General features: G+C 32.8%; 11 protein-coding genes and 1 tRNA gene. 10 read left to right on the top strand and 2 right to left on the bottom strand.

Annotated features, from left to right (window positions below):
- Positions 1–30: 30 nt before the first annotated feature.
- Positions 31–357, bottom strand: coding sequence for a hypothetical protein (locus tag K357_RS0100205; protein WP_028256898.1), 327 nt, complete (start codon positions 355–357; stop codon positions 31–33).
- Positions 358–426: 69 nt separating this feature from the next.
- Here K357_RS0100205 and K357_RS0100200 point away from each other — a divergent pair, with 69 nt between their 5' ends.
- The 8 genes from K357_RS0100200 to thiM all read left to right on the top strand — a co-directional run bounded on the left by K357_RS0100200 (position 427) and on the right by thiM (position 7,201).
- Positions 427–2,316, top strand: coding sequence for an ABC-F family ATP-binding cassette domain-containing protein (locus K357_RS0100200; protein WP_038113242.1), 1,890 nt, complete (start codon positions 427–429; stop codon positions 2,314–2,316).
- 55 nt (positions 2,317–2,371) lie between these two features.
- Positions 2,372–3,838, top strand: coding sequence for a [FeFe] hydrogenase, group A (locus K357_RS0100195; protein ID WP_028256896.1), 1,467 nt, complete (start codon positions 2,372–2,374; stop codon positions 3,836–3,838).
- A 212-nt stretch (positions 3,839–4,050) separates the two neighbouring features.
- Entirely contained in the window at positions 4,051–4,224 is a 174-nt protein-coding gene (locus K357_RS09830; RefSeq protein WP_169712397.1) for a hypothetical protein, read from the top strand.
- 439 nt (positions 4,225–4,663) lie between these two features.
- Entirely contained in the window at positions 4,664–5,212 is a 549-nt protein-coding gene (locus K357_RS0100180) for a YagU family protein (RefSeq protein ID WP_038113240.1), read from the top strand.
- A gap of 604 nt (positions 5,213–5,816) precedes the next feature.
- Positions 5,817–5,942 (top strand): DNA-3-methyladenine glycosylase I, encoded by a 126-nt coding sequence (locus K357_RS10015; RefSeq protein ID WP_211218929.1) that lies wholly within the window; start codon positions 5,817–5,819, stop codon positions 5,940–5,942.
- A 47-nt stretch (positions 5,943–5,989) separates the two neighbouring features.
- A complete protein-coding gene (locus K357_RS10010; protein WP_211218928.1) occupies positions 5,990–6,220 on the top strand; it encodes a DNA-3-methyladenine glycosylase I in 231 nt (76 codons plus the stop codon).
- Positions 6,217–6,405, top strand: coding sequence for a DNA-3-methyladenine glycosylase I (locus tag K357_RS10005; RefSeq protein ID WP_211218927.1), 189 nt, complete (start codon positions 6,217–6,219; stop codon positions 6,403–6,405). Before K357_RS10010 ends, K357_RS10005 begins: the two co-directional genes overlap by 4 nt.
- Positions 6,392–7,201 (top strand): hydroxyethylthiazole kinase, encoded by an 810-nt coding sequence (gene thiM / locus K357_RS0100170; protein ID WP_038113238.1) that lies wholly within the window; start codon positions 6,392–6,394, stop codon positions 7,199–7,201. Before K357_RS10005 ends, thiM begins: the two co-directional genes overlap by 14 nt.
- Before the next feature lie 193 nt (positions 7,202–7,394).
- Here thiM and K357_RS0100165 read toward each other — a convergent pair.
- Positions 7,395–7,469, bottom strand: a tRNA-Arg gene (locus tag K357_RS0100165).
- A 505-nt stretch (positions 7,470–7,974) separates the two neighbouring features.
- Here K357_RS0100165 and K357_RS0100160 point away from each other — a divergent pair.
- Both K357_RS0100160 and K357_RS0100155 read left to right on the top strand, forming a co-directional pair.
- Positions 7,975–8,964, top strand: a complete 990-nt coding sequence (locus K357_RS0100160) for a formate/nitrite transporter family protein (RefSeq protein WP_244869357.1) — start codon at positions 7,975–7,977, stop codon at positions 8,962–8,964.
- A gap of 764 nt (positions 8,965–9,728) precedes the next feature.
- Entirely contained in the window at positions 9,729–11,843 is a 2,115-nt protein-coding gene (locus K357_RS0100155) for an ATP-dependent Clp protease ATP-binding subunit (RefSeq protein ID WP_028256892.1), read from the top strand.
- Positions 11,844–11,996: the final 153 nt, after the last annotated feature.

Below are 11,996 nucleotides of genomic sequence, written 5' to 3'. Positions count from 1 at the left end.
AACTCCTTTTTCATGGGTGCCTGGATACAGTTATAATGTATCGTATTTTGCAATATTATTTTGTCGAATTGATTCTAATGTTTTTAATAAAGTAATAGAGTCTTTTGAGGTTTGGTATATATCAGAAAATTCATAGGAATCTTGTAATGTAACACACCATTGATAGACACTATTTTCATCATATATATTTACTACAATAGGTGTATCTAAACTTGTAGGTATATTGCCGTCATCATCACTGATAGTGGCATAATCTCCACTGTCTGATATATCGAACAATAAGGTGTCAAAATTATCAATATCAACTAATTCTATATCTAGTGCATTATAAAATGATTCTACTGTTTGTGCTTCCATAGTTGCCTCCAATTACTGTTATAACTACTCTAGGCTCTTTGTCTTTCATTTTACTGAAGGGAGATATGTATGTCAACAAATGTTATTAGTTTACAAAATGTTGAAAAGTCGTATGGTACACGTTTATTATTTACAGATGTAACAATGACTTTTACTACTGATTGCCACTATGGATTAGTGGGCGTCAATGGTACGGGAAAATCTACGTTTCTAAAAATGTTGGCAGGAGAAGTAGAACCTGATAAGGGCTGTATTGATAAGAATGGTAAAGCCTCAATTTATTATTTACCACAACAGCTAATTGTTAAGGAAGAACAATCAATTTTAGAAAATATATTCTTGGGAAATCATCCTAAATTAGCTTTAGTACGAGCGTTTGAAGAAGTGAATCAATCTAATAGAAATGATGAAAAATATATGGCTTTGTTAGAGAGAATGAATGAAGAAGATGGATGGCAAGTAGAACAAGAAGCGAAAATTATTTTACATCAGTTAGGATTTGATGATGTCACAATGCCGGTAAAATTTTTATCAGGAGGACAGAGACGACGTTTAGCATTAGGACAAGCATTACTATATCCGTGTGAGTTATTACTCTTAGATGAACCTACTAATCATTTAGATGACCATAGCATTGAATGGTTAGAATCATATTTATTACATCGAAAAGGTGGTTTATTGGTAAGTACTCATGATCGATACTTTTTAGATGCTGTTTGTAATAGTATTTTAGAATTATCAGATCGACGTATCTATGGTTATGAAGGTTCATATGAGGATTTTTTATCATTAAAACAAGCTAGAGAAGAACAACAGGCTGCTACAGAAGAAAAACGACGTCAATTTTTGAAACAAGAACTTGCATGGGTTCGTCGTGGAGCACAAGCTAGGAGTACAAAACAAAAGGCCAGATTACAACGGTATGAATATTTGAAATCATTAGAATCCACACATCGGCAAGGAACAATTGATCCATTAGTATTAAAAACTAGGCTAGGTAAAACTATTTTTGATATAGATCACATTACATTTTCTTTTGGAAACACTCAAATTATTGATGATTTTACATATCATGTTGTTAAGCATGATCGAATTGGTGTAGTGGGACCAAATGGTATGGGAAAATCAACATTTTTGAAATTACTTGATGGTACATATGAACCGCAAACAGGTACATTAGTGAGAGGAGAAACTGTTCGTATTGCTCATTTTACACAAGAAATGCCTCCCTTTAATGAGGAACAACGCGTATTAGACTATATTAAAGAAAATCATTCTTATATAGTATTAGGTGATGGAAATACCATTAGTGCAGGGCAGATGCTAGAACGATTTTTATTTACTCCTGAGTTACATGGAGTACCTATTCGTAAATTGTCTGGTGGAGAACGACGCCGTCTTTACTTGTTAAAATTGTTAATGGATGCACCCAATGTATTACTATTAGATGAACCAACTAATGATTTAGATATCCCTACATTAGAAGTGTTGGAAGATTTTTTAGATTCATTTTGTGGAGTGGTGATTACCGTATGTCATGATCGTTATTTTTTAGATCGTGTAGTAGATAAGCTATTTGTTTTTAAAGGAAATGGTAATATAGAAATTGTTCATGGATCATACTCTGACTATAAAACGGATATGGACATGCAAGATAATAGGAAAGAAAAAAATATAAGAAAAATAGATAAAAAAACAAATGAGAATCAAAAAATCGTAAATAATAATAACTCTCATAAAACTAAAAAAGGACTTACTTTAGGTGAAGAAAAGGAATATAGTGAAATCATGGATACCATTACTGAATTAGAACATTTAATCAAAGGATTAGATGTTATGATTTCAAGAATGGATAATGATTATGAAAACATAAAAGAACTCATAGATGAGAGAACGAAAACGCAGACGAGAATTGACATGTTAACAGAGCGGTGGTTAGAACTTGAAGAAAAGGCGTAACCAATGGTATAATGCGAGTGTATAACGATAACAACGTTACTTTTAGGAGGAAATAATGAGTAAGTACGAATTCTTAGACCGTCGTGTTCCTATTGAAGATGGGAATGTGGCAGTTGTTCAAGATTTAAGTAAATGTAAAAATTGTTCTTTATGTCGACGTGCTTGTGCTGTGGACATGGGCGTATTTGATTATTATAACTTAGAATCCAATGGCGACCATCCTATTTGTATTCATTGTGGACAATGTGCATCTATTTGTCCATTTGATTCTATTAATGAAACATCTGAAATAGAACAGGTGAAAGCCGCTATTTCAGATCCAGATACAGTGGTTATTTTCCAAACAGCACCGGCTGTACGTGTGGGCTTAGGCGAAGAATTTGGCTTTGAACCTGGCACATTTGTAGAAGGAAAGATGATAGCAGCACTTCGCCAATTAGGTGGAGATTATGTGCTAGATACAAATTTTGGGGCTGATATGACGATTATGGAAGAAGCGTCAGAATTAATTGAACGTGTCTTGCATGGACATGGAAAACTACCTCAATTTACATCGTGTTGTCCTGCATGGGTTAAGTTTGCGGAAACATTTTTCCCAGAACTTTTGCCTAATTTATCGACAGCTAAAAGTCCGATTGGTATGCAAGCACCAACACAAAAAACGTATTTTGCTGAAAAAATGGGATTAGATGCTAAGAAAATTGTAGCAGTAGCAGTGACACCATGTACGGCTAAAAAATTTGAAATTCGTAGAGAAGAAATGAGTGCTTCTGCTGATTATTGGAACGAACCTGGTATGATGGATACGGATTTGTGCATTACAACTCGCGAATTAGCTAAATGGCTACGTGCAGAAAATATTGACTTTTCTACATTAGAAGACTCCACATTTGATCCATTGATGGGTGAAGCATCTGGTGGTGGTATTATATTCGGTAATACTGGCGGTGTTATGGAATCAGCCATGCGTGCTGCTTATGAAATGGTTACAAAGGAAAAAGCACCAGCTAATTTAATCCCTTTTGAAGATATTCGTGGCATGGATGGTGCTAGAGAAGCTGATGTTGCTATTGGGGATAAAGTGTTACATGTTGCAGCAGTTCATGGAACTGGCAATATGCGAAAATTTATTGAAGATATGCGAACTAACAATAAACATTATGATTTTATAGAAGTTATGGCTTGCCGTGGAGGCTGTATTGGTGGCGGTGGTCAACCAAAAGTAAAATTACCTATGGCTGATAAAGCACGTACAGCTCGTATTGCTTCCTTATATAAACGTGATGGTGAAGTGTCGATTAAAACATGTGTAAATAATCCAGAAATTCAAGCACTATATAAAGAATTTTTTGGTTCTCCATTAAGCGAAAAAGCTGAAAGTATATTACATACGACATTTGTAAATCGATCTGCTGATTTAGGACCAGAAGGAGCATGTACACCTGCAACATGTCCAACTTCAGTAGCCAATCTAAAAAAAGCAGCTGAAGCAGCTAAAGCAGCCGCTGAGGCTAATAAATAATTTTATACTATTTTTATGTGATTCTGTTGATTGCCATGGCGGAAATTCTTTCTGCTATGGCAATTTTTTTGAATATATATATGATTTTTTCATATTATTGTTTTGCATAATTGAAATTCATAAATTGAATAGTGTATACTATGTATGTATAGAAACATATGCACTGATTTACATTTTGCTAATCATGTAAGATTGTATAAGGAGGTCATATTATGAAAGGGAATAACTGGGGCGGTAAGCGTGTTGGCGCCGGACGCAAAAAAGCCCTATTTCAACGAACTGGAAGAACATTTCGCTTGACCGATGAAGAATTTTTAGAAGTTAAACCAATTATTGATGAAATCCGCCATCGTACAGAAGAACGAATCGCATCTATTAAGCATTAAGTGATGCACAATACATTCGATGGTTCAGTTGCTATATGAGTTCATAGCTATTTTAAATCATTATGATATAGATATAATGTAGACTATTATTATAAGGTTATATGTAACTAAGTAGTTAGTTATATATAACCTTATTTTAGTGTTATCTATGATGATGCACCTTATATAAGATATGGCTGAGTATATGGGGAATAAAAAAGGTTGAGAGAATATAGCAAGTTGTAGTAAATGCTATATTTCACACGAGTGAGGTGTAGATTTGTTTAGAAATATGTTTTTATACAGAATTATAGGAATTATTTTTTATATTGATTTATTATATCTTGTAATACGTATGCTATGATAATATGAGTTATCGTAGGTATTCATAACTTTTTGAGTTATAGTGTTAGAATTAATGCCTTTTTATAAAAGTTGTCTATGGGAAAGGAGAATTTATATGAAATGTGGTTTTGCATATATTACCAATCCAAATAAACGTCACATTGGATTATCTATTTTAATAGGTATTATTGTTGGCATTATTGGGGCTTTTGCTAAATGGGGGTGGGAAGTACCATTTCCACCACGGAACCCAGATGTTTTTTGGCCGATTGATGCAGCAGCTCGTGTAACACCACCTAAAGTATTATTAGATATGTTGGGCATTGGTGATTGGCACGTTATGTTTTCTGGTATAGTACAACCAGTTGATGTGTTTATAGTACATGTGTTATTTTCTGTGATTTTTGGTATTATGTATTGCGTGATTGCAGAATATTGGCCAAGAATTAAAATGTGGCAAGGTACTGTATTTGGATTTTTTGTTTATTTTTTAGCGCATTGTATTGTTATGCCGTGGATGGGACTTGTTCCTCCATTAACAGAAATTCCGTTTGACGAACAATTTTCTGAATTATTTGGACATATATGGTGGTTGTGGATTATGGAATTATGTCGTCGAGACCTTCGTAATCGCATGACAGGTAAAGCAGATCCTGAAAAATAAGAAAAATTATAATTAGTATAAACAGCTAGCGGTCAATTTTGAATTATTATCTATATAGGATTTCTCTTGATAAAATGAAAAACCGAGATATATCTTTCATAGAATAGTAACAGTAAATATATTTATGGTAGAATGCATAATCCGTGTAGCTTCACTCTTTACATATATTTTTATGTAAAGACAATACCATAAAATTATATGTTATATATAATACTAGATGCTATATATTTTATAGCATCTAGTATTATTTCTACAGGAAGTAGTTAGATAGATCGATTAGAATATATGAAAAGCATAAGATTCAAATTTAATATATTTTTTTATATAATGATGGTATGGTAGGTACGATAATCATTAGAAACACTAAAAATAGCCATTCTATGAATGATTGATCGAGCTAGTAGTAGATATATATCTTCTTGCATAACAAAAGGATGCTGTCCCTATTTATATTTTATGTTATTGATTCCCAAGATAGGAATTTTTTGAGTGATGGCATTTCTCCTCATATAAAGTATGAATTACTGCTATTTATGAGTATATACTACCTACACCAAGAAATTGATATATGATTATTATAGTGAGCGATATAGTGAGAGAATTTATGAAATCATTAACAGTATGTACATGGGTTTTAACAAGTAAAAGAGAGAAACTATATCATGATACAGAATGGGGAATACCCATTCATGATGATGCTATATTGTTTGAATGTGTAGTATTAGAATAATGCAGGCTGGCTTGTCTTGATTAACTATTTTACTGCATAGAGAGGCTATGAGATGTGCTTTTGATGGATTTTCCAGAAATACAATTGCTCAGTACGATACTAAAAAAGAACAATCTTTGTTGCATAATGCTGGCATTATTCGCCATACATTGAAGATAAAATCATTACGTAAAAATGCTAGAGCTTTTCAAGCAATACAACGTATATATGGGTCCTTTGACGCGTATATTTGGAGTTTTACTGGAAGAAAATCTATTATTGGATATTGGTATCTATGAACGAGGTGCCTCGTCGTACAGAACTATCAGATATAGTTTGTAAAGATATGAAAACATATGGTTTTACTTTTATTGAAACTACTACTATTTATTCATTTTTACAAGCGATTGGCGTTGTTAATGATCATATCGTAAGTTGTCTACGATATAGCGAATTACTAGGAGGTATGGATGCACTTGATTAAAGATATAGAGATAGTATTAGATATGATACGAAAGAAACGGGGCATAGTGCATCATATTACTAATCGTGTTACGATACATGAATGTGCCAATGCCATATTAGCGATTGGAGCCTCTCCTATCATGGCTTCTCATAGAGAAGAAGCCTATGAAGTTACATCTCATAGTCAGTCGGTTGTGTGGAATATAGGTACTATTGAATCTGGTACTTTAGAGGCTATGATAGAATCTGGCAAAGCGGCACAACACCATACTATCCCGATAGTATTTGATCCAGTAGGCGTAGGAGCTACTTCTTTGCGACGTTACGCAGCAAAAACATTGTTGAATACATTTCCTGTAGCGGTTATTCGATGTAATACGAGTGAGTTAATTGCATTATATTCTGAAACATATACTTCCACAGGCGTTGATTCAGTTTTGATTGATGAAGATAAAAACTATGATGAAATAGCAAAATCTATAGCTTTACAGTATCATACGGTAGTAGCAGTAACTGGTCCAGTGGATATAGTTACAGATGGAAAATGTATATATCATTTATATAATGGGGTTGATCTGTTACCTAAGCTAACAGGGACTGGATGTATGACTACATCATTAGTGGGTGCCTTTTTAACAGTTACTGATCCTATAAAGGCAGCAATATTAGGAATTAGTTATATGAGTATTAGCGGCGAAATCGCTAAAATGAGATTACAGAATGAAGAAGGGTTAGGATCGTTCTCTATTTATTTACATGATGCATTAAGTACACTCACAGGTGATACGTTTCTTGATCTCCTTTCTATTAAATGAGATATCACTATATGGACAGAATATAGTGTATATAAAAAGTACTCTGTAGTTGGCAGAGTACTTTTCATGGTTCATAAAGATATTTCATTAGGAGTATAGCAAATTAGTATGTAATATTGGCATAAAAGTAAAAAATCTAGTATATGTAGTATGTATCATTTAATTTGTACATAGCATATATACTAGAGGCATATGGTGCGCTTGCCGAGAATCGAACTCGGATTTTTGGTTCCGGAGACCAACGCTTTATCCATTGAGCTACAAGCGCATGTGTTAATTATTATATCATAAGGAAATCGATAATACCATAATTTTATATAGGATCACTATAGATTCTAGTCGTTACTTTCTATGTAAGATATAATTTTATAGTATATTACTATAGAATTATAGGTAAAAATAAAAATTTTTACCTTTGAATATATTAAGTGACTATCTAGCTAGCTCATATCAATTTTATTGTTATTGCTAAGTATACTATAACTTTAAGTTTTATTCGATGAATTATAAGTTGCTATAGAGTATTATAAAAGATGTCATATTTTATGATTTATACTTCATTACAATAGATACCATGAGATATTAAACTATATACGCGATTTGTGTAAAATTAATGATTCATATAGAAACATTATGATATGTATTTTATGATATCTAGTAGGCAGACATAGAAATGTTTGTCATGCCTACTCTTTTTTGCTACAATATATTTTTGATATTAGAAAGATTAATTTGAAAGTTTATACTAAGGGAGAAAGGAAGTTAATATAGACATGGAACAAGGCACAGTAAAAGGTTGTCGATTGGTTGAAACTAAAGATGGTAAAGTAATTCAATGTGATGAAGAGATTATTACACCTAGTGATGTATGGAAACGTGGTATTGATTTATCGAAAGTAGATATTAATGCTATGGAGAAGCAAGAAATATATAAAGAAGCGTATAATACAGTTACATTAAATCATGAAGAACGAGTAATTGTTGAAGAACATGAACGATTATCACCACATTTAATTTTTGAAATTATTCGCAGAGATGGTATTGAAGAATTATTACGACCAGTTAAGGCGCTTGTATTCTCTGGCATAGGTGCAGGAATTATGATTACATTTTCTTTTGTGTGTATGGCAGTGTTGGCAGCTTTACTACCAAAAGAATCATGGAGTCCAATTATTTCAAAAATGGGATATACAATAGGATTTATTCTTGTTATTTTAGCACGAGCGCAACTATTTACAGAGAATACAATTACTACGGTAGTACCAGTCTTTAAGCCTTTTAAATTCAAAAAGTTATGTCCATTAGGACGCTTGTGGACTATCGTATTACTATCTAACTTGATTGGTACGACACTAGCTGCTTCGTTTCTAAGTATTGATGGAGTTATGAATCCTGAATTTGTAGTGCAAATGGAATTGATTGCTAGTCATGTGGCACATATGAGTGCCTATGAAAATTTAATTAGAGGCATACCTTCTGGTATTTTAATAGCAGCTATTGTTTGGATGATGCCATCCGCTCGTAATTTTAGTTTTTTCATCATTGCATTTTTCACCTATTTTATTGCACTAGGCGATTTCACACATATTGTTGTTGGATCAGCTGAAATGTGTTATGCCGTTATTCATGGCATGGCAACGATGAGTGATTACTTTTTCACATTTTTGATTCCTACAGGGATAGGGAATATATTAGGGGGAACAGGAGTATTTACGTTGCTAGCTTATGCACAAATTTCTTCTGAACTGAACGTAAAACATTAAAGATAGAAATAGTAATTGATGATATACTAAATAACATATGCCTAATATTGTAAAGGAATAGTAGTTAGAATGCTTTTATAAAACAAAATAGTTACATAGAAATGGGAACGGTATAGTGCTGAAAAAATAGTATTATACCGTTTTTATATAACTATTTTTACGATATACTAGTAAATCAATAGTTTTTAGGATACGCTTTTTGTTAATAAGCAATATATGTAGTTTTCCTTTTATAGATATAGTATGACTAATAAGGCGTACTATATCGAGAAAGTTTGGTTATATATACCATAATCAATAGGCTTAATCCCTTATACAGTGCTAATAATAGTAAGAATAGCTATAAAAAATATATATCTAAATATAGGAAGTTTACATAGAGCAACGAATGGATATGTAATAGAAGTATCATATGTTAGTCATTCATAGTAAAACATGGTGCAAATAGTTTAAAATAACTAGCTAATAAAAAAAGTAAAAAAATAAAATTTGACCTATTGACTTTTTGACTTTTGGGGAGTATGATAAGGACATAAAGAAGAAATGGAACTGGAGGTGCTAAAGGTCAAAAGGTTAATAAGTAATATAATTATTATCTGATGATTGAGGTGTTGACAAAATAATGGCTAGCGATTTTGGAAGAGAAAACAGTATACGATAGGTTACGTAGATGTAATGAATTAACTTTATAAGAAAAAGATACAGTAAATTATAAATAGAATAGTGTAACACTATTCCTAGAAAGTAAAAACGAGGTACTTATTATGAACAATAATTTTAGCAATGATTTTAATAGCATGCATGACTTATTTAATCAATTAATGGGCAATATGGGTGGTTACTCCACAGAAAATCGTCGCTATAGTATCAATGGCAGAGAGGTAACACCAGAAGAATTTGCTTATTATCGTCAAAATGGACAATTGCCACGTCAAGAAGGTGTGGATGATAATGTAGGTCCTATGAAGCAAAATGGTATTTTAGCAAAATTAGGCACTAATTTGACTGAACAAGCTAGAGAAGGAAAATTGGATCCTGTTATTGGGCGTAATAAGGAAATTCAAGAAACTGCTGAAATATTAGCTCGGCGTACAAAAAACAATCCTGTACTAGTTGGGGATGCAGGGGTAGGTAAAACTGCTGTCGTTGAAGGATTAGCACAAGCTATTGTGAATGGAGATGTACCAGCAGCTATTAAAAATAAACAGATTATTTCTATCGATATTTCTGGCTTAGAAGCAGGTACTCAATATCGTGGTTCTTTCGAAGAAAATGTACAAAAACTTGTAAAAGAAGTACAAGCAGCAGGAAACATTATTATTTTCTTTGATGAAATTCATCAGATTTTAGGGGCTGGTTCTACTGGTGATGGACAAGGCTCAAAAGGATTAGCAGATATTTTAAAACCTGCTTTATCTCGTGGTGATTTAACAGTTATTGGTGCTACTACACAAGATGAATATAGAAATACAATTATGAAGAATGCTGCATTGGCACGTCGATTTAATGAAGTAAAGGTTAATGCACCATCTGCAGCAGATACATTTAAGATTTTACAAGGTATTCGACCTTTATATGAAGCACATCATAATATAGAATTACCAGACATTGTGTTAAAAGCAGCAATTGACTACTCTGTACAATATATTCCACAACGGAGTTTGCCAGATAAAGCCATCGACTTGATTGATGTTACTGCAGCTCATTTAGCTTCACAGCATCCTGTTACGGATATTAAATCATTAGAAGCAGAAATAAAAAAAGCAAAAGATATGCAAGAAGAATATGCAAGAAAAGAAGACTATGAATCTGCTATTAATGAAAAGATGAGAATTCAAAAGTTACAGAACGAAATTGATAATCATACAGAAAATCAAAAAGTAGCAGCTACGGTCAATGATGTAGCTGAGGCTGTAGAACGTATGACTGGTATTCCAGTTTCTCAAATGGGTGCTTCTGATATTGAACGGCTTAAAGACATGAAATCTCGATTGGCAGCACATGTCATTGGTCAAGATGATGCCGTAAAAGCTGTATCACGTGCTATTCGACGTAATCGAGCAGGCTTTGATGAAGGAAATCGGCCAATTGGTAGTTTTCTATTTGTCGGACCTACTGGTGTTGGTAAAACTGAATTAGCTAAACAATTAGCCTTAGATATGTTTGGTAATAAAGATGCTATTATTCGTCTTGATATGTCAGAATATAGTGATCGAACTGCTGTATCAAAATTGATTGGCGTTACAGCAGGCTATGTAGGATATGATGATAATTCTAATACACTTACAGAACGTGTACGCCGTAACCCATATTCTATTGTATTGTTTGATGAAATCGAAAAAGCAGATCCACAAGTTATTACATTATTGCTTCAAGTGTTAGATGATGGACATTTAACAGATGGACAAGGCAATACAGTTAACTTTAAGAATACCGTTATTATTGCTACATCAAATGCAGGATTTGGATATGGCACAGAACAGCAAGATGAATCTGTTGATATTATGGATCGTATTGCACCATATTTCCGTCCAGAATTTTTGAATCGTTTTAATGGTGTTATTGAATTTAACCATTTGAGCAAAGAGGATTTGCATAAAATTGTGGATTTAATGTTAGATCAAGTAAATGCTACATTAGCTAAAAAACATATCAAACTTACTGTAACAGATGCAGCTAAAGAATTTTTAATGGAGGAAGGTTACGATAAAGCATTAGGTGCTCGTCCATTGCGTAGGGTTATTGAAAGTGAAGTACGAGATACTGTTACTGATTTTTATCTTGATCATATTGATGTGAAAAATTTAGTAGCCGATGTAAAAGATAATCATATAGTTATCAGTGAAGATACTAAGGCAAGTGCTACAGAAAATAAATAAGTTATGTAAGAACATACAGTTTTTATTACATGGTATAGGATAGTTACTCATAGATATTTAATACATAGGCCTGTCATTACTATAACGATTAATGACAGGCTTATTTTATAGGTAGTGATAATGTTAATCATAAGATTATAGGAAGATTTTTTT

The sequence above is a fragment of the Veillonella montpellierensis DSM 17217 genome (assembly GCF_000426745.1).
GTDB classification, from domain to species: domain Bacteria; phylum Bacillota; class Negativicutes; order Veillonellales; family Veillonellaceae; genus Veillonella; species Veillonella montpellierensis.
This window is presented reverse-complemented; position numbering and strand designations above follow the sequence as displayed.

Excerpts from the sequence above, each read along its gene's own strand:
- K357_RS09830 (WP_169712397.1), top strand. The coding sequence starts at position 4,051 with ATGAAAGGGAATAACTGGGGCGGTAAGCGTGTTGGCGCCGGACGCAAA.
- K357_RS10005 (WP_211218927.1), top strand. The coding sequence starts at position 6,217 with ATGAACGAGGTGCCTCGTCGTACAGAACTATCAGATATAGTTTGTAAA.
- K357_RS0100180 (WP_038113240.1), top strand. The coding sequence starts at position 4,664 with ATGAAATGTGGTTTTGCATATATTACCAATCCAAATAAACGTCACATT.
- K357_RS0100155 (WP_028256892.1), top strand. The coding sequence starts at position 9,729 with ATGAACAATAATTTTAGCAATGATTTTAATAGCATGCATGACTTATTT.
- thiM (WP_038113238.1), top strand. The coding sequence starts at position 6,392 with ATGCACTTGATTAAAGATATAGAGATAGTATTAGATATGATACGAAAG.
- K357_RS0100200 (WP_038113242.1), top strand. The coding sequence starts at position 427 with ATGTCAACAAATGTTATTAGTTTACAAAATGTTGAAAAGTCGTATGGT.
- K357_RS0100160 (WP_244869357.1), top strand. The coding sequence starts at position 7,975 with ATGGAACAAGGCACAGTAAAAGGTTGTCGATTGGTTGAAACTAAAGAT.
- K357_RS10015 (WP_211218929.1), top strand. The coding sequence starts at position 5,817 with ATGAAATCATTAACAGTATGTACATGGGTTTTAACAAGTAAAAGAGAG.
- K357_RS0100205 (WP_028256898.1), bottom strand. The coding sequence starts at position 357 with ATGGAAGCACAAACAGTAGAATCATTTTATAATGCACTAGATATAGAA.
- K357_RS10010 (WP_211218928.1), top strand. The coding sequence starts at position 5,990 with ATGAGATGTGCTTTTGATGGATTTTCCAGAAATACAATTGCTCAGTAC.
- K357_RS0100195 (WP_028256896.1), top strand. The coding sequence starts at position 2,372 with ATGAGTAAGTACGAATTCTTAGACCGTCGTGTTCCTATTGAAGATGGG.